Below are 16,867 nucleotides of genomic sequence, written 5' to 3'. Positions count from 1 at the left end.
GCCGCCGTGCGTCGTACGGGGCTCGCGGATCAGGTCGTGGGACCCACGAGGAAGTGCCAGCCGAGCCACCACCAGAAGACGACGAGGAGAACTCGCGCGGCTCGCCGTCGTGCGAGCGCGTCGAGGACGTCCCGGAGCGGCGCCAGGCGCTCGGGACGACGCGCGGCCACCAGGCCCAGCGCGGCGGCCGCCAGCACGCACGCGCCGTACGCGGCGAGCGTGAGTGTGGTCCCCATCAGCGGCGTCCTCGCCTCAGGAGGTAGCCGAGCCCTACCAGCCACGCGAGGACGAACAGCCCCCGTGGCCCCGGGTGGTCGAGCCAGGGGTCGAGGACGTCGCTGACCGCGGGCGGCGTCGTCCCGAGCGGACGGCCGAGCCCGAGCACCCCGACGACGCCCCAGGTGCGCGGTGCGACGACGGGTCGGCGAGGTCGCGGGTCGGGTGGCGCGGCGTCGGCCGGCGCCGGCGCGCGGGCGAGGTCGACCGAGAGCGTGAGAGCGACCAGCCCGAACAGCACGGCGTCGCGCGGGGAGGGGCGGAGCGCCTGCGTCACCGTCACGAGGGATGCGATCGCGATGCTCGCGAGGTCGACGGCCCTGTCGGCGAGCCCGGACCGGCTCGGCGCGTCCGTTGCCACGAGTCCGTCGTAGCACGTCCCACGCCGGCGCGCACGGACGGTGGTGCCGTCGCCCGCCGGCATCCCGGCGGTGATGTCGAGGGTGCCCCGGGTGGGATTCGAACCCACACTGGATCGGGTTTGAGCCGAACGCCTCTGCCGGTTGGGCTACCGGGGCATGGCGCCATCGAACCACACGTCCTCGTGCGACCGGGAATCCGTCTGCCCTCGGCGGACGTCACAGTCCGTCGAGGGACGTGCGCCCACCGTGCGCACTACGATGTGACGGTGACCCAGAACGACGCCCCAGACAACGACGCCACCCCGCTCGAGCTCCCGCCGCTCGTGGACCCCGAGCCCGCCCCCGCCAAGCCGTCCGGCCCGGCCCGACGCGCCGTCGTCGCCGAGGACGAGGCCCTCATCCGCATGGACGTCGTCGAGACGCTCCGTGAGGGCGGCTTCGACGTGGTCGGCGAGGCCGGTGACGGCGAGACCGCGGTGCGACTGGCGGACGAGCTCCGACCCGACGTCGTCGTGATGGACGTGAAGATGCCCGAGCTCGACGGCATCTCCGCGGCCGAGCGGATCGGCAAGGCGCGCAGCGCGCCGGTCGTGCTCCTGACGGCGTTCTCGCAGCGCGAGCTCGTCGAGCGCGCGCGCGACGCGGGCGCCATGGCGTACGTCGTCAAGCCGTTCACCCCGGCGGACCTGCTGCCCGCCGTCGAGATCGCGATCTCGCGGTACACGCAGATCAGCGCGCTCGAGTCGGAGGTCGCCGACCTCGCGGAGCGGTTCGAGACGCGCAAGCGCGTGGACCGTGCGAAGGGCCTGCTCATGACGAAGATGGGCCTGACGGAGCCGGAGTCGTTCCGCTGGATCCAGAAGACCTCGATGGACCGCCGCCTCACCATGCGCGAGGTCGCGGACGCCGTCATCGAGCAGGTGGGCGGCGCCTGACCCGGCCGGGCCCCGTCCCGGAGCGTCGCGCACCTCGGTGCGCACTCCCTCTTGGACGAGTGTTCAGACAGGACTAGGGTGTCGAGCTGTCGCGCGCCGCGGGGGGACCGCGGCAGGGGGCCATGCGACGGAGCAGCATCCTGAGCCCAGGCTCCTGCCCTGTTCCACCGACGAAGGAGGTCCCACGTGCGCGTCGCGGTCGAGGTGACGGCAGCCCAGCCTGCCGACCTGGCGGAGCTCGCCGGCGTGTGTGCGCTGGCCCGTGAGGAGTCGTCGGCGGGTGTGCAGCTGTGCGCCGCGGAGCCGGGCAAGATCGTCGAGCAGCTCGGCGTCCTGCTCAGCGTGCCGGGTGGCCGGGCTCTCATCGCCCGGGTGGACGGCCGCGTGGCCGGCTTCGTGATCGGGCGCACGCTCGGCAGCAACGACTTCCTGCCGAAGACGGTCCTCTACCTCGAGGGGCTCTACGTGCGGCCCGAAGTCCGACGTCGCGGCGTGGGCCACGCCCTCCTGGCCGCCACGGCCGAGCTCGCGACCGCGGAGGGCGCGACCGACGTGTACGCGGTGCCGATCCCCGGCTCGCGCGGCGTCCAGCGCTTCCTCGCCCGGGTGGGCTTCGCGCCCGCCGCGACGCACCGCTACGTCTCGACGAGCGTCCTGCAGCGGCGCCTCGTCGCCGAGGCCCACGGCCACCGGCACCACGGCCGCGGCGGGAGCCTCGAGGAGCTCATCGCGCGACGACGACGCAGCCGTGGCGGCGCGCCGACCGGGTCCGTCGACCTCGGCGCGGTGCGCGGCCGCCTCGGTGACGGCGCGGGCACAGAGCGGCTGGTCGGCTGATCAGCGCGGGTCGAGGATCAGGCACGTCAGCCGGACGGTGCTGAGCCGGCGCTCGCGCTCGTCGCTCACGACGATCTCGTAGCTCGCGGTCGTCCGGCCCAGGTGGATCGCGGTCGCGACCCCCGTGACGACGCCCTCGCGCGCCGACCGGTGGTGGGTGGCGCCCAGCTCGAGCCCCACGACGTGCCGGTCGAGCCCGCCGTGCACCCATGCGGCGATCGAGCCGAGCGTCTCGCCGAGGGCCGCGGTGGCGCCCCCGTGCAGGAGGCCCGCGGGCTGGGTGTTGCCCTCGACGGGCATGGTGCCGACGGCGCGCTCGGGGCCGACCTCGAGGAGCTCGATGCCGAGCCGGTCGATGAGCGTGCCCTGGGAGTGTTCGCTCCACCACTGCAGGTCCGGGATGTGGGTCATGACCGATAGGTTGGCACCCGTGAGCACCCTTGCGCGAACCGATGACAGCGAAGCCGGCGCCGACCGCTCGACTCTCCTCCTGATCGACGGGCACTCGATGGCGTTCCGGGCGTTCTTCGCCCTGCCCGACACCATGGTGACCACCACGGGCGAGGTCACGAACGCCGTCTACGGCTTCACGTCGATGCTCACGAACCTGCTGCGCGACGAGCAGCCCACGCACGTGGCCATCGCGTTCGACGCGGGCCGTCAGACGTTCCGGACCGAGCGCTACCCCGAGTACAAGGGCACCCGGTCGGCGACGCCCGAGGCGTTCCGGGGCCAGGTCCCGCTCATCAAGGAGGTGCTGGGGGCGCTGCAGATCCCCACGCTCGAGCGCGAGGGCATCGAGGCGGACGACATCCTGGCGACCCTGTCCGGGCAGGCCGAGGCCGCGGGCATGGACGTGCTCATCTGCTCGGGCGACCGTGACTCCTCCAGCTCGTCACGGAGCACGTGACGGTCCTGTATCCCGTGCGGGGCGTGTCGGAGCTCGCGCGCATGACGCCCGAGGCGGTGCTCGACAAGTACGGGGTCCCGCCGGAGCGCTACCCCGACCTCGCGGCGCTCGTCGGCGAGACGAGCGACAACCTGCCGGGTGTGCCCGGCGTCGGACCCGGCGTCGCCGCGAAGTGGATCGGCCAGTACGGCGACCTGGACGCGCTCCTGGACCAGCAGGACTCGGTCACGGGCAAGCGCGGCGAGGCGCTGCGCGAGCACGCGGCCCAGGTCCGGCTCAACCGCGAGCTGAACGCGCTCCTGCGCGACGTCGAGCTCCCGTACCGGCCGGACGACCTCGCGCTGCGGGGCTTCGACCGGGACGCGCTGTTCCGCGTCGCGGACGCGCTGCAGTTCGGCCCGCTGCGCGAGCGGGTGCTCGCGGTCGACCCGGCCGCCGACGACGCCGAGGTGGTCGCCGCGCAGGCCGCGGTCGCGGTGACCGTCGACGAGCTCGGAGAGAACGGGCCCGGCGCGTGGCTCGCGGACCGGGCCGGGCAGCGCCTGGGCCTCGTCGTCGACGGCAAGCCGTCGCCGTCGGGCGCCGACGCGTGGGCCGTGGCCGTGGCCGACGACGCCGGTGCCGCGTTCGCGCTCGACCTCGCCGACCTCGGGCCGCGTGCCGAGGAGGCGCTGACGGCCTGGCTGGCCGACCCGGAGGCGCCCAAGGTGCTGCACGGCGCGAAGGAGGCGTGGCACGAGCTCGCCTCGCGCGGCTACGAGCTGCGCGGCGTCGTGCTCGACACCGAGCTCGCGGCGTACCTGTGCTACCCGGACCAGCGCGGCTACGACCTCGGCGAGCTCGTCGAGCGGCTGCTGCACCGGACGCTCGTCGCGGCCGAGCCCGACGCGCAGGGCACGCTCGACCTGGCGCTCGACGACGCGAGCGAGGGGTCGCGCTCCGCGACCCGCGCGGCGGCCGTCGTCGAGCTCGCGCAGGTCCTCGAGGGGAGGTCGCGGACCGGGGCGCCGCGGCGCTGCTGACCGACGTCGAGATCCCGCTGTCCGACGTGCTGGCCCACATGGAGCAGCGCGGCATCGCCGCCGACGTGCCGTACCTGACCGAGCTCGAGGAGCAGTTCGGCACGCAGGTCGCGCGCGAGGCGCAGGAGGCGTACGACGCGATCGGCCGCGAGGTGAACCTCGGTTCGCCCAAGCAGCTCCAGGAGGTGCTGTTCGACCAGCTCGCGATGCCGAAGACCAAGAAGATCAAGACGGGCTACACGACGGATGCGGCCGCTCTCGCGGACCTGTACGAGCGGACCGGTCACCCGTTCCTCGAGCACCTGCTGGCGCACCGCGACGTGACGCGCCTGCGCCAGACGGTCGAGGGACTGCTCAAGTCCGTGGCGCCGGACGGGCGCATCCACACGACGTTCCAGCAGACCATCGCGGCGACCGGCCGACTCAGCTCGACCGACCCGAACCTGCAGAACATCCCGATCCGCACGGAGGAGGGGCGCCGGATCCGCCGCGCGTTCGTCGTGGGCGCGGGCTACGAGCAGCTCCTGACGGCCGACTACAGCCAGATCGAGATGCGGATCATGGCGCACCTGTCGGGCGACGAGGGGCTGATCGACGCCTTCCGCTCGGGCGAGGACCTGCACCGGTACGTCGGGTCGCGCGTGTTCGAGGTGGCCCCCGCGGACGTCACGCCGGCCATGCGGTCGAAGATCAAGGCGATGAGCTACGGGCTCGCGTACGGGCTGTCGTCGTACGGGCTGTCGAAGCAGCTGAACATCGAGGTCGGCGAGGCGCAGGGCCTCATGGACGACTACTTCTCGCGGTTCGGCGGGGTGCGCGAGTACCTGTCGGGCGTCGTCGACGAGGCGCGCGCGACCGGGTACACGGCGACGATCTTCGGCCGCCGCCGCTACCTGCCGGACCTCACGAGCGACAACCGGCAGCGTCGCGACATGGCCGAGCGCATGGCCCTCAACGCGCCGATCCAGGGCAGCGCCGCCGACCTGATCAAGATCGCGATGCTCGGCGTCGAGCGGGAGCTCACCGGGCGCGGGCTGCGCTCGCGCCTCCTCCTGCAGGTCCACGACGAGCTCGTGCTCGAGGTGGCCGCGGGGGAGCGGGACGAGGTCGAGGCCGTCGTCCGGGCGCAGATGGGCGGCGCCGCCGACCTGTCGGTCCCGCTCGACGTGTCCGTCGGCGTCGGGCGCAGCTGGCACGACGCCGGGCACTGACGCAGCCTGGGCCTGCGCCCGCCGGGCTCAGGGGCGGTGCGTGACGAACACCGCCGTCCCCGGCAGGTACGCGCCGCGCACCGGGCCCCAGCCGCCCCACACGTTCGTGTTGCCCGCGGGCCACTCGGGCTCGACGACGTCGTCCACCACCAGTCCGGCGGCGACCACGTCGCGCACGTGGTCGCCCACCGTCCGGTGGTACTCGGCGTACAGGACGCGTCCGTCGTCGGTGGTCTCCACGTAGGGCCGGTGGTCGAAGTAGGACCTCGTGGCGGTCAGGCCGTGCTCGGTCGGGTCGTCGGGGAACGCCCAGCGCAGCGGGTGCGTGACCGAGAACACCCAGCGTCCGCCCGGCCGCAGGACGCGCGCGGCCTCACGGTGGACGCGCGCGGCGTCGGGCAGGAAGGGGATCGCGCCGAAGGCCGTGAACACCGCGTCGAAGGACACGTCGGGGAACGGCAGCGCCCGCGCGTCGGCCTGGACGAGGGGCACGCGCACGCCCGTCGCCCGGTCGAGGCGAGCGCCCTGCGCGAGCATGCCGTGCGAGACGTCCGTGGCGAGCGCCCGCGCCCCCGCGGCGACCAGCCAGCGGGAGCACTGCGCGGAACCGGCGCCGACCTCGAGGACGTCGCGCCCGACGACGTCGCCGAGCAGGTGCGCGTCCTCCTCGCGCAGGCCCTCGGGCCCCCAGACGAAGTCCGCGTCACCGAGGAACGCGCCGTGCTCCGCGAGGTAGTCGGGCGCCTCGGCGTCCCACCAGGCGCGTGCGGCGCCGCCGCCCGCCTCGTCGGGGACGTCGCGGTAGCCGGCGAAGGAGAAGTGGTCGGGCATGGCACCCAGTCTCGGCCGTCGCGCGACGAGGTCGCGACCGCGCCGGGTTCGCTAGGGTTCGCGGAGGTGACGGGGCCGTGCGCCAGGCCGCCCCCGCGGCCGTCCGGCGCACGGTCGCACCAGACGGACGACGGGAGCTGGGATGCGCATCGGACTTCTCACGGGCGGCGGCGACTGCCCCGGTCTCAACGCGGCGATCCGCGGCGTGGTGAAGCACGCGCTGGGGGAGTACGGGCACTCGGTCATCGGCTTCCGCAACGGCTGGAAGGGCGTCGCCCAGGGCGACGTCCAGCCGCTCGGACGCTCCGACATCCGCAACGTGCTCCCCGTCGGCGGGACGCTGCTCGGGACGGCACGGTTCCACCCGCACTCCGAGGACGGCGGGATGGACGCGGTGCTGACGACCCTCGAGGCGGAGCGGATCGACGCGCTCGTCTGCATCGGCGGCGACGGGACCGTGCACGCCGCGAGCAAGGTGGCCGAGGCCGGGGTCCCGATGATCGCCATCCCGAAGACGATCGACAACGACGTCGAGGGCACCGACCTGTCGATCGGGTTCCACACGGCGGTCAACATCGCGACCGACGCGATCGACCGGCTCCACACGACCGCCGAGTCCCACAACCGCGTCATGGTGGTCGAGGTCATGGGCCGGCACGCCGGCTGGATCGCCGTGAACGCCGGGATCGCGGGCGGCGCGGAGGTCGTCCTCGCACCCGAGCGGCCGTTCGACATCGACAAGGTCGTGCGGTTCCTGCGGCACCGCCACCGGGCGCACGCGAGCTTCTCGATCGTCGTGGTCGCCGAGGGCGCGGTCCCGGCCGAGGGGAGCGCGATGGACTTCACCCAGCGGCTCGGCCGGTTCGGCGAGATCGTCGCGGGCTCGGTCGGGGAGGCCGTGGCCGCCGAGATCGCGGAGCGCACCGGGTTCGACACGCGGCTCACGGTGCTGGGGCACGTGCAGCGGGGCGGGACGCCGACGCCGACGGACCGCATCCTCGGGTCCCGGTTCGGCGTCGCCGCCGTGGACGCCGCGGCATCGGGGCGGACGAGCGTCATGACGGCGGTGCGCGGCGACGAGGTGCACCTCGTCCCGTTCGACGAGGTCGCCGGAAAGGTCAAGCACGTCCCCGAGGAGCTGCTGCGGGTCGCGGACACGCTCGCGTAGCGGGGCGGCCGGCGCCTTTGACCCGCCCATGACGTTCCGACTAGCATGGCTCGCGGTGTATTGCGTTCTCGGCGGGTCGGCCAGCACGGGTTGATCAGCATTGCTCGTCAGTGCCACTGACCGGTCGGCCGCCGACGCCACCTCACCACCATCCCTGTCCGCACTACGTCCTGTCCGCATCGGAGCATCGAACTCAATGACCATCTCCACCCCCGCGAAGTCCGTCCCTCAGGTTGCCGTCAACGACATCGGCACCGAAGAGGACTTCCTCGCTGCCGTCGACGCCACCATTCGTTACTTCAACGACGGTGACATCGTCGAGGGCACCATCGTCAAGGTCGACCGCGACGAGGTCCTCCTCGACATCGGCTACAAGACCGAGGGCGTCATCCCCTCGCGCGAGCTGTCCATCAAGCACGACGTCGACCCGTCCGAGGTCGTCGGCGTCGGCGACCAGGTCGAGGCCCTGGTCCTCCAGAAGGAGGACAAGGAAGGCCGTCTGATCCTGTCGAAGAAGCGCGCCCAGTACGAGCGCGCCTGGGGCACGATCGAGAAGATCAAGGAAGAGGACGGCGTCGTCACCGGCACCGTCATCGAGGTCGTCAAGGGTGGCCTCATCCTCGACATCGGTCTGCGCGGCTTCCTCCCCGCGTCGCTCGTGGAGATGCGTCGTGTCCGCGACCTCGCGCCGTACGTCGGCAAGGAGATCGAGGCCAAGATCATCGAGCTCGACAAGAACCGCAACAACGTCGTCCTCTCGCGCCGTGCCTGGCTCGAGCAGACGCAGTCCGAGGTGCGCTCGACCTTCCTGCAGACCCTGCAGAAGGGCCAGGTCCGCCCCGGTGTGGTCTCGTCGATCGTCAACTTCGGTGCGTTCGTGGACCTCGGCGGCGTCGACGGTCTCGTCCATGTCTCGGAGCTGTCCTGGAAGCACATCGACCACCCGTCCGAGGTCGTCGAGGTCGGCCAGGAGGTCACGGTCGAGGTGCTCGACGTCGACTTCGACCGCGAGCGCGTCTCGCTGTCGCTGAAGGCGACGCAGGAGGACCCGTGGCAGACGTTCGCCCGGACCCACGCGATCGGTCAGGTCGTGCCGGGCAAGGTCACCAAGCTCGTCCCGTTCGGTGCGTTCGTGCGCGTCGAGGACGGCATCGAGGGCCTCGTGCACATCTCCGAGCTCGCCCAGCGTCACGTCGACCTGCCCGAGCAGGTCGTCAACGTCGGTGACGACGTCTTCGTCAAGGTCATCGACATCGACCTGGAGCGCCGCCGCATCTCGCTGTCGCTCAAGCAGGCCAACGACGGCGTCGACCTCGAGTCCGAGGACTTCGACCCGGCGCTGTACGGCATGGCCGCCGAGTACGACGACCAGGGGAACTACAAGTACCCCGAGGGCTTCGACCCGGAGACCAACGAGTGGCTCGAGGGCTTCGAGGCGCAGCGCGAGACGTGGGAGACGCAGTACGCCAAGGCGCACGAGCTCTGGGAGGCGCACCGCCGCCAGGTCTCCGAGGCCGCCAAGGCGGACGCCGAGGCCGGCTCGGGCGAGTCGGGTTCCTCCGCCTCCTCGTCGTCGTCCTCGTACTCGTCGTCGGCTCCGAGCGAGCCCGCCGCGGGCACGCTCGCGTCGGACGAGGCGCTCGCCGCGCTCCGCGAGAAGCTGACCGGCAACTGATCACGGCGGGCCGCCGGCGCACTGCGCCGGCGGCTCCCCGCGACACCACGAAGGGCCCGGTCCTCGATCGAACGATCGAGGACCGGGCCCTTCGCCGTGCCTGCCCGTCCGAGCGCCGGCGCGGCTTGTCAGAACGAGGTGCGCGTATTCGGGCACCAGGTTCTGACGATACGAGCACCGACGCGGCGTGTCAGAACGACGTTCCCCTCGACGGGCACCTCGTTCTGACAGCCACGTGGGGTGCCGTCAGGCGACGGGCGCGAGCGCGTCGGGGCCGTCCGCGAACTGGGTGTGGTACAGCTCGGCGTAGAGACCGCCTGCGGCGAGGAGCTCGGCGTGCGTGCCCTGCTGGACGACCTGACCGCCGTCGAGCACGACGATGAGGTCGGCGTCCCGGATCGTCGAGAGCCGGTGCGCGATGATGAGCGCGGTGCTCGACGCGAGGGCCTCGTCGAGGGCGGCCTGCACGGCGACCTCGGACTCGGAGTCGAGGTGGGCGGTGGCCTCGTCGAGCACGACGAACGCCGGCTCCTTGAGGAGCATGCGCGCGATCGCGAGCCGCTGCCGCTCGCCGCCCGAGAGCCGGTAGCCCCGGTCCCCGACGACGGTCTCGAGGCCGGACGGCAGCGACCGGACGAGCTCGGCGACGTGCGCGCGCTCGAGCGCCCGCCACAGGTCGGCGTCGGTCGCGTCGGGCCGCGCGTACCGCAGGTTCGCGGCGATCGAGTCGTGGAAGAGGTGGGCCTCCTGCGTGACGACGCCGACGGCGTCGTGCAGGGACTGCTGCGTGACGTCACGCAGGTCGGTCCCGGCGATCCGGACGGAGCCGCCCGTGGGGTCGTACATGCGGGTCGCGAGCTGGGAGATCGTCGTCTTGCCGGCTCCGGACGGCCCGACGAGCGCCACGGTGGCCCCCGCAGGGACCGTGAAGCTCACGTCGGTGAGGGTGTCGTGCGTCGGGTCGTTGGTCAGGGCGGCGACGGACTCGAGCGACGCGAGCGACACCTCGGACGCCGTGGGGTAGCGGAACGAGACGTGGTCGAGCTCGAGGGTCGCGCCGCGCCGGGCGACGTCGTCCCCGAGGTCGTGGGCGGCGGGTGCGTCGTCGACCATCGGCTCGAGGTCGAGGACCTCGAGCACGCGCTCGAACGAGACGAGCGCCGTCATGACGTCGACCTGGACGTTCGACATCGCGGTGATGGGGCCGTAGAGCCGGCCGAGGTAGGCGGTGAGCGCGACCACCATGCCGACCGTGAGCGAGCCGCCGATCGCCATGAGGCCGCCGGCCCCGTAGACGATCGCGACGCCGACCGCGGCCACGGCCGTGAGCCCGGCGCGGAAGTAGACGCCGAGGACGGCGGTGCGCACGCCGATGTCGCGGACCTGCCCGGCCTTGTCGGCGAAGTCGGCGGACTCCCGCTCGGGGCGGCCGAAGACCTTGACGAGGTGGGCGCCGGCGACGTTGAAGCGCTCCTGCATCATCTGGGCGGCGTCGGCGTTCAGCCCGTAGCTCTCGCGGGTGAGCGCGGCCAGACGGCGCCCGACCCAGCGGGCGGGCAGCACGAAGACCGGCAGCAGGACGAGCGAGACGAGCGTGAGCTGCCACGACATGGAGAGCATCGCCGCGAGCACGAAGGTGATCGTCAGGGCGTTGCTGACGACGTTGGACAGCGTGGAGGTGAAGGCCTGCTGCGCGCCGAGCACGTCGCCGTTGAGGCGCTGGACGAGGGCCCCGGTGCGGGCGCGGGAGAAGAACGCCAGCGGCATGCGCTGGACGTGGTCGAAGACCCGCGTGCGCAGGTCGAGGATGAGGCCCTCGCCGATGCGGGACGAGAGCCAGCGCTCCGCGACGGTCAGGCCGGCGGAGACGAGGGCCAGGCCGGCGAGGAGGGCCGCGAGCTCGATCACGAGCTGCCGGTCTCCGCCGGCGATGCCGCCGTCGATGAGGTGGCTCACGACGAGCGGGCTCGCCGCGCCGGCTGCCGCGTCGACGGCGAGCAGGGCCACGAAGCCGGCGAGCGCGCGGCGGTGGGGGCGGGCGAAGGTGAGGATGCGGCGCAGGGTGCCGCGCTGGAGTCGCTGCTGGGCGACCGAGGAGTCCTGGACGTAGGAGCGCATGCCGCGGCCTCCGCCGCGCACGCCTCCACCTTGGGATCCGAATGCCATAGGTGACCTCCGGTGGCGAGGGGATGGGGTTGATAGTGAGTATAGCTCACTATCTGTTACGACACAAGAGTGCCGGTAGGCTGGGGCCATGACCACGACGCCGTCCGCCCCGACGACGCAGCCGGCCACCGCGCACGACGCGCCCTCCGGGGGCGAGTTCGTCGCCGTCCTGCACGCGGCCATGCGGGCGGTGCGCCGCGAGGCCGACGCCCAGCTCGGCGCCGACGCGGTCGCACCCGGGCAGCTCCGCCTCCTGCGCGTGCTGGACAGAGCCGGGGAGTGCAGCGCCCGAGCGCCCTCGCCGAGACGCTCGACGTCAGCCCGCGCTCGGTGACCTCGAAGGTCGACGCCGCGGAGCGCGACGGCTACGTCGTCCGGCACCCCGACCCGAGCGACCGTCGCGCGACGCTCGTCGAGCTGACCGGCCGCGGTCGCGCCGTGCTGGCGCGCGTGGGCGACCTCCGCGCCAGCGGCGCGGGCGGACTGCTCGAGCGGCTCGACCCGGCCGAGCAGCACGAGCTCGTCCGGCTCCTGCGCCGCGTCGCCGGGCCCGCGGACGGGTCCGTCACGCACCCCTGAGCCTGCGCTGGCAGGATGGAGGGATGTTCCGCGTCGGCCTCACCGGTGGCATCGCATCCGGCAAGTCCGTGGCGCTCGCCCGCTTCGCCGAGCTCGGTGCCGTGACCATCGACCACGACCGCCTCGCGCGCGACGTGGTCGGACCCGGCACGGTCGGCCTCGAACGGGTCGTCGAGGCTTTCGGCGACGGCGTCCTCGCGGCCGACGGCAGCCTCGATCGCCCCGCCCTCGCGGCCGTCGTCTTCGCGGAGCCCGCGCGGCGCGAGCAGCTCAACGGGATCGTCCATCCCGAGATCCGACGCCGTGCCGCCGAGCAGGAGGCGCGCGCCGCCGTCGCCGACCCCGACGTCGTCGTCGTGCACGACATCCCCCTGCTGGTCGAGACCGGCCAGGCCGACGCGTTCGGGCTGCTCGTGGTCGTGGACGCGCCGCGCGACCTCCGCCTCGCCCGCATGGTCGAGGAGCGGGGATGAGCGTGGCCGACGCCGAGGCGCGGCTGGCCGCACAGGCCTCCGACGAGGACCGCCTGGCCGCGTCCGACGTCGTGCTCGACGGCTCGCGGACGCCCGACGACCTGCGCGCCCAGGTCGACGAGCTCTGGCCGCGCCTGGTCCGGGAGGCGCTCGACGAGGAGGAGACCGTCGGATGACCGGTTCCCCGGTCGTCCTGCTCACCGGCTTCGAGCCCTTCGGTGGCGCCGCCACCAACCCGTCGTGGGCCGTCGCCTCGCGTGTAGCGGACACCTGGGCCGGTCCCGGCGTCGTCCACGCGCGACGCGTCCCCGTGACGTTCGCGGACGCGCCCCGCGCGGTCCTCGACGCGGTCGCGCAGACCAGGCCGGACGCCGTCGTGATGCTCGGACTGCACGGCGGTGCGCGCGAGCTGCGCCTCGAGCGCGTGGCCGTCAACGTCGCCGACGCCCGCATCCCCGACAACGCCGGGGCCCAGCCCGTCGACGAGCCCGTCGTGCCCGGGGGCCCTGTCGGGTACTGGTCGACCCTCCCGCTGCGCGCCGCGCTGGACGCCGTGCGCGACACCGGCGTGCCCGTGGCGCTGTCACCGTCCGCGGGGACGTACGTGTGCAACGCGACGTTCTACGCCGTGCAGGACGCCCTCGGGCGCGGCGAGGCCCCGCGGGTCTCGGGCTTCGTGCACGTCCCGCCCGTCGCCGGCGAGCGCGTCACCGACGACGACGGCGTGGCCGCGGACGGGACGCCCGGCGTCCCGCTGGACGACCTCGTGCGCGGGGTCGCGGCCGTCGTCGGCGCCGTGGTCGACGAGCTGCGCAGCTGACGGCGCGGACCGCCCCGACCCGGAGCCGGGTCAGGGCGCGTCCCGCGTCAGCTCCGACGGCGGCGGGCGATCAGGACCGCGGCGACGCCCAGGGCCAGGAGGAAGGCGCCGACCGCCGCGATCGTCAGGCCGTCGAACCCGGTGACCGCGAGACCGCCGCCGCCCGCGCCGGGCGTCGTGGGCCCCGACGTCGGTGCCGGTGCGGGCGTCGTCGTGCTCGGCGCGGGGCTCGTCGGGGCCGGTGTGGTCTCGGACGGAGTGGGGGTCGGCGTCGGGGTCTCGAAGGTGTTCGTGACGGTCACCACCTGGGCGGTGCCGTCGTCCTCGGCGATCGTGACCTCGCCGGGGTCGATCGTCGGCGTGCGCCAGGTGCCGTTGTCGTCGGTCGGGGTGTCCTCGGAGACGGTGCACGTCGTGCCGACCGGGAAGCCCGTGAGCGTCGCCGTGTCGCCGTCGCTCAGGTTGACCGTGCCCGAGGCGTCACCGTCGGTGTTCGCCGCGGAGCACTGCCAGTCGACGGCGAAGGTAGTCGTCGAGGCGCCGGTGTCGCCCGTGACCTCCTTCTGGATCGTGAACCCGCCGCGAGCGGCGGTGAAGGTGTTCGTCACCGTGACGGCAGCGATCTCGGAGGGGTCCTCGCTGCCGATCGTGACGGTGGCCGGGGTCACGGACGACGCCCACGTGCCGGACGTGTCGTCGACGGTCGGCTCGGAGACCGTGCACTGCGTGCCGACAGGGAAGCCGGTGATCGGGTCGGACTCGTCGCCCGCGTGCAGCGTGACGCTGCCCGAGGACTGGTCGTCCGCGTTCGGCTGGTCGCACGACCAGTCGATCGTGAACTCGTCGACGGTCGCGCCGTCGTCGCCCTCGACGACCTTGGAGACCTGGAACCCGCCCACCGTGCTGGTGAACGTGTTGGTCACGGTGACGACCTGTGCCGCCGAGGTGCCCTCGATGATGGTGAAGGTGCCCTCCGGGACGACGGCGGAGGACCAGGTGCCGTTGTCGTCGGCGGGCTGGTCCTCCGTGACCGAGCAGGTCGTGCCCGTCGGGAAGCCGTCGAACGCCACCGTGCCGCCGGCCTCGAGCGACCAGGTGCCCGACGAGTCGCCCTGGGCGTCCGGGGCGTCGCACGTCCACGTGCCCGTGAAGGTCGTGGTCGAGGCGCCGGCGTCGCCCGTCACGGCCTTGACGACGCTGAACCCGCCGACGGCGTGCGTGAACGTGTTGGTCACGGTCACGACCCGGGCGGTGGCATCACCCTCGGTGATCGTGAAGTCGCCGGCCGGGGCGATCGAGGACGCCCACGAGCCGTTGGCGTCGGTGGGCTGGTCCTCCGTGACCGAGCAGGTCGTGCCGGTGGGGAAGCCGTCCAGGGCCAGGGTCTCGCCGGCCTCGAGCGACCACGTGCCGTTGCTGGCTCCGTCGCCGTTCGCCGCGTCGCACGTCCAGGTGCCCGCGAACGTCGTGGTGGACGCACCCGGGTCCCCCGTCACGCGCTTCTCGATCGTGAAGCCGCCGACCGCGTGGGTGAACGTGTTGGTGACCGTCACGACCTGCGCGGTGCCGTCGTCCTCCGCGATCGTGAGGAGTCCGGGTCGACGTCCGACGCCCACGTGCCGTTGTCGTCGTCCGGCGCGGGCTCGGTGAACGTGCAGGTCGTGCCCACCGGGAAGCCGGTGATCGTCTCGGACCCGCCGCCCGCGAGGTGCACGGTGCCCGAGTCGTCGCCGTCCAGGTTCTCTGCCGAACACTGCCAGCTGATGTCGAAGCCCGTGGTCGACGCCCCGTCGTCGCCCGTCACCGCCTTACGGATCGTGAATCCGCCGCGCTGGAGCGTGGCGGTGTTGGTGACGGTGACCGCCGTGACGGAGTTCTCCCCGCCGATCGTGACCGGATTGGGGGAGATGGTCGGGGTGCCCCAGTCGATGCCGTCGACGTCGGGGAACGAGGGCTCGGAGAGCGTCACCTGGTCGCCCTGGGCAAGCTCCGGGCCGTCGACCGGCGTGCCGTCGGCGAGGACGGTGAGGTCGCCGTCGTCGCCGAGGTTGGGGCTGTCGGCCGGACCGGTGACGGCCCAGTGAACGGTGAACGCGGTGTCGTCCGGCACGGAGCCTGCACCGTCGCCGGTGAGGTCCTTGGCGACCGAGAAGGTCCCCGGGACGATCGCGGCGCAGCCGAGCCGCCCCGTGAACGCGTACGCGTGGTTCTCCGTCCCGGTGCCCACACCGGCGCCGGCACCGCCGTCGTTGACCATGTTGCCGGGTGTGTAGACGCGGCCGTTCGTGCCGGCGACGCCGACCGTGAGCGTCGAGCCGGGCTGCCCCATGAGGATCGAGCCAGGGAGCTGAACGGGTCCGCCGAGCCGGACGGACGTCGCGTTCGGGTAGTTGAAGAGGACCTGGTCGCGCCAGGTCGGTGCCTGGTTGGGGCCGTCGTCGACCGTGATGTCGGAGACGAACTGCGCCACCGCTCCTCCCGCAGCGGTGTTGAGGAGGATGGTCGCCGCCGTCGGAATGCCGGAGACGTCCACGGTCGCGGGGGTGCCGGCCGATCCGATGGTCGCTGGTAGATCGAAGACGACGAGGTCGCCGCTCCCCGGCCCTGTCAGCGTCAGGGTGCTCCCCGTGAGCGTCACCGTGCCGTGGGTCACGGAGAGCGTGCCGCCCAGGTTCTCGGCCGTCGTGACGTCCGGGTCGCTCAGCGGGGCGTAGCACTGCTGCGAGTACGTCGCCATGGTGCCGTCGTCGCCGAACAGGTCGTCGTAGTGGTCGTCGGCGAGGACCGTCTCTGCGTCGTCGTAGACCGCGTTCTGGAACTGGGTGGGTGTCGTCTGGTTCGCGGTGTCGACTGCCCCGCCGAGCTGCCCCCACTGCGTGGATGAGGGCACGGCGGCGTCGCGGAAGTTGTGCGCGCCGCCGACCCGGATGTCGCCCGTCCGGATGGGCGAGACGTTCGTCCCGACCTGGACGGCTGACGTGGACGGGGTGACGGTCGCGTCGCCACCGACGATGAGCCAGTCCGAGCGATTGGCCGGAATCACGCCGCTGCCGATAGCCCAGCCCACGTTGTAGGACTTGTCGAACGATGCGTCTCCGTTGACTACGAGGAGCCCTTCGGTCTCCGCGGCGGTCCCGGTGACTGAGAAGTCCCCGCCCACGATCACGTTCGGCGCGTCGTCGGTGCCGTTGATGTTTCCGGTCTTGTCGTCCGACCAGCCCTGGCAGTTGCCCGCCTCATCGGGGTTCGGGGTCGGCACGCACGGACCCCAGCCGTCGTTCGCACCGTCCCCGGAGGGCGAGGGGCCGGGCAGGATCCCCGACGACGGCGGCAGCAGGCCGGAGACGGTGGCGGCGTCGGCGGTGGGCAGGACCGTCACGACCGCGAGGGCCCCGCTGAGGACCAGTGCCAGCGCGGCGCCCGCCGCAACTCTCCGCCGAAGTGTCGCGTGAATCATCGAGCTCCTGTCGGTCAGCCCCTGCCCGAGGCATCCACTGTGACCCAGGACCGTCGAGCCTGCATCAGGCAGCGCCGGACGGGCGGGGTGAAGTCCCGCGGCGCCGGGGCTCGAGGGTCGGCCGACCGTGCGCCGCGCGATGTCG

16 protein-coding genes, 1 tRNA gene and 1 pseudogene are annotated in these 16,867 nt (G+C 73.0%); 10 read left to right on the top strand and 8 right to left on the bottom strand.

The annotated features are described in order from the left end of the window. Positions 1-29 precede the first annotated feature (29 nt). From QQK45_RS18495 to QQK45_RS18485, 3 genes are all read right to left on the bottom strand, one after another. Positions 30-236: a DUF6186 family protein gene (locus QQK45_RS18495; protein WP_284294470.1), complete on the bottom strand. Its 207-nt coding sequence runs from the start codon at positions 234-236 to the stop codon at positions 30-32. After that, a complete protein-coding gene (locus QQK45_RS18490) occupies positions 236-637 on the bottom strand; it encodes a hypothetical protein (RefSeq protein WP_284294469.1) in 402 nt (133 codons plus the stop codon). The genes QQK45_RS18495 and QQK45_RS18490 overlap by 1 nt, the downstream gene beginning before the upstream one ends. Positions 638-720: 83 nt before the next feature. Further along, positions 721-794, bottom strand: a tRNA-Leu gene (locus QQK45_RS18485). Positions 795-898: 104 nt separating this feature from the next. Between QQK45_RS18485 and QQK45_RS18480 the strand changes: the two genes are divergently transcribed. Continuing rightward, positions 899-1,573 carry an ANTAR domain-containing response regulator gene (locus QQK45_RS18480; protein ID WP_431310299.1) on the top strand — a complete coding sequence of 225 codons (675 nt, stop codon included), beginning with the start codon at positions 899-901 and terminating at the stop codon, positions 1,571-1,573. A gap of 186 nt (positions 1,574-1,759) precedes the next feature. After that, a complete protein-coding gene (locus tag QQK45_RS18475) occupies positions 1,760-2,410 on the top strand; it encodes a GNAT family N-acetyltransferase (protein WP_284294468.1) in 651 nt (216 codons plus the stop codon). Here the strand turns inward: QQK45_RS18475 and QQK45_RS18470 are convergent, their stop codons facing one another. Beyond that, positions 2,411-2,821 (bottom strand): hotdog fold thioesterase, encoded by a 411-nt coding sequence (locus QQK45_RS18470; protein ID WP_284294467.1) that lies wholly within the window; start codon positions 2,819-2,821, stop codon positions 2,411-2,413. It abuts the gene before it with no gap. Between QQK45_RS18470 and polA the strand changes: the two are divergent. Continuing rightward, positions 2,820-5,553, top strand: a pseudogene (gene polA, locus QQK45_RS18465) (DNA polymerase I). The gene QQK45_RS18470 and the pseudogene polA overlap by 2 nt on opposite strands. Before the next feature lie 27 nt (positions 5,554-5,580). On the opposite strand, the gene QQK45_RS18460 reads toward polA, so the two are convergent. Next, on the bottom strand, positions 5,581-6,384 hold the full coding sequence (locus tag QQK45_RS18460) for a class I SAM-dependent methyltransferase (protein ID WP_284294466.1): 804 nt from the start codon (positions 6,382-6,384) through the stop codon (positions 5,581-5,583). Between the two features lie 142 nt (positions 6,385-6,526). Between QQK45_RS18460 and QQK45_RS18455 the strand changes: the two genes are divergently transcribed. Next, entirely contained in the window at positions 6,527-7,552 is a 1,026-nt protein-coding gene (locus QQK45_RS18455; protein ID WP_284294465.1) for a 6-phosphofructokinase, read from the top strand. Between the two features lie 196 nt (positions 7,553-7,748). Further along, positions 7,749-9,227 (top strand): 30S ribosomal protein S1, encoded by a 1,479-nt coding sequence (gene rpsA, locus QQK45_RS18450; RefSeq protein WP_284294464.1) that lies wholly within the window; start codon positions 7,749-7,751, stop codon positions 9,225-9,227. Positions 9,228-9,473: 246 nt separating this feature from the next. Here the strand turns inward: rpsA and QQK45_RS18445 are convergent, their stop codons facing one another. Further along, entirely contained in the window at positions 9,474-11,393 is a 1,920-nt protein-coding gene (locus tag QQK45_RS18445; protein ID WP_284294463.1) for an ABC transporter ATP-binding protein, read from the bottom strand. Between the two features lie 88 nt (positions 11,394-11,481). Here QQK45_RS18445 and QQK45_RS18440 point away from each other — a divergent pair, with 88 nt between their 5' ends. The 5 genes from QQK45_RS18440 to pcp are packed head-to-tail and all read left to right on the top strand — an operon-like array spanning position 11,482 to position 13,265. Further along, positions 11,482-11,727 (top strand): hypothetical protein, encoded by a 246-nt coding sequence (locus tag QQK45_RS18440; RefSeq protein WP_284294462.1) that lies wholly within the window; start codon positions 11,482-11,484, stop codon positions 11,725-11,727. Continuing rightward, positions 11,724-11,972, top strand: a complete 249-nt coding sequence (locus tag QQK45_RS18435; protein WP_284294461.1) for a MarR family winged helix-turn-helix transcriptional regulator — start codon at positions 11,724-11,726, stop codon at positions 11,970-11,972. The genes QQK45_RS18440 and QQK45_RS18435 overlap by 4 nt, the downstream gene beginning before the upstream one ends. A 23-nt stretch (positions 11,973-11,995) precedes the next feature. Beyond that, positions 11,996-12,445 (top strand): dephospho-CoA kinase, encoded by a 450-nt coding sequence (gene coaE, locus QQK45_RS18430; RefSeq protein ID WP_348525292.1) that lies wholly within the window; start codon positions 11,996-11,998, stop codon positions 12,443-12,445. Next, positions 12,442-12,621 (top strand): dephospho-CoA kinase, encoded by a 180-nt coding sequence (locus QQK45_RS22620; RefSeq protein ID WP_348525291.1) that lies wholly within the window; start codon positions 12,442-12,444, stop codon positions 12,619-12,621. Before coaE ends, QQK45_RS22620 begins: the two co-directional genes overlap by 4 nt. Continuing rightward, the gene (gene pcp / locus QQK45_RS18425) at positions 12,618-13,265 is read left to right on the top strand and encodes a pyroglutamyl-peptidase I (protein WP_284294460.1); all 648 of its coding nucleotides are present in this window, start codon (positions 12,618-12,620) and stop codon (positions 13,263-13,265) included. Before QQK45_RS22620 ends, pcp begins: the two co-directional genes overlap by 4 nt. Positions 13,266-13,312: 47 nt before the next feature. Here the strand turns inward: pcp and QQK45_RS18420 are convergent, their stop codons facing one another. Next, positions 13,313-14,881, bottom strand: a complete 1,569-nt coding sequence (locus tag QQK45_RS18420; protein WP_284294459.1) for a DUF5979 domain-containing protein — start codon at positions 14,879-14,881, stop codon at positions 13,313-13,315. After that, positions 14,815-16,722: a DUF5979 domain-containing protein gene (locus QQK45_RS18415; RefSeq protein ID WP_284294458.1), complete on the bottom strand. Its 1,908-nt coding sequence runs from the start codon at positions 16,720-16,722 to the stop codon at positions 14,815-14,817. Before QQK45_RS18415 ends, QQK45_RS18420 begins: the two co-directional genes overlap by 67 nt. Between the last annotated feature and the right edge of the window lie 145 nt (positions 16,723-16,867).

Source organism: Luteimicrobium album, from assembly GCF_030161555.1.
GTDB classification, from domain to species: Bacteria; Actinomycetota; Actinomycetes; order Actinomycetales; family Cellulomonadaceae; genus Luteimicrobium; species Luteimicrobium album.
Note: the sequence above shows the minus strand (reverse complement) of the source record. Positions and strands in the feature narration are given on the sequence as shown.

Coding starts and splice junctions, on each gene's coding strand:
- QQK45_RS18495 (WP_284294470.1), bottom strand. CDS start 236: ATGGGGACCACACTCACGCTCGCCGCGTACGGCGCGTGCGTGCTGGCG.
- QQK45_RS18470 (WP_284294467.1), bottom strand. CDS start 2,821: ATGACCCACATCCCGGACCTGCAGTGGTGGAGCGAACACTCCCAGGGC.
- QQK45_RS18460 (WP_284294466.1), bottom strand. CDS start 6,384: ATGCCCGACCACTTCTCCTTCGCCGGCTACCGCGACGTCCCCGACGAG.
- QQK45_RS18455 (WP_284294465.1), top strand. CDS start 6,527: ATGCGCATCGGACTTCTCACGGGCGGCGGCGACTGCCCCGGTCTCAAC.
- rpsA (WP_284294464.1), top strand. CDS start 7,749: ATGACCATCTCCACCCCCGCGAAGTCCGTCCCTCAGGTTGCCGTCAAC.
- QQK45_RS18445 (WP_284294463.1), bottom strand. CDS start 11,393: ATGGCATTCGGATCCCAAGGTGGAGGCGTGCGCGGCGGAGGCCGCGGC.
- QQK45_RS18440 (WP_284294462.1), top strand. CDS start 11,482: ATGACCACGACGCCGTCCGCCCCGACGACGCAGCCGGCCACCGCGCAC.
- coaE (WP_348525292.1), top strand. CDS start 11,996: ATGTTCCGCGTCGGCCTCACCGGTGGCATCGCATCCGGCAAGTCCGTG.
- QQK45_RS22620 (WP_348525291.1), top strand. CDS start 12,442: ATGAGCGTGGCCGACGCCGAGGCGCGGCTGGCCGCACAGGCCTCCGAC.
- pcp (WP_284294460.1), top strand. CDS start 12,618: ATGACCGGTTCCCCGGTCGTCCTGCTCACCGGCTTCGAGCCCTTCGGT.
- QQK45_RS18415 (WP_284294458.1), bottom strand. CDS start 16,722: ATGATTCACGCGACACTTCGGCGGAGAGTTGCGGCGGGCGCCGCGCTG.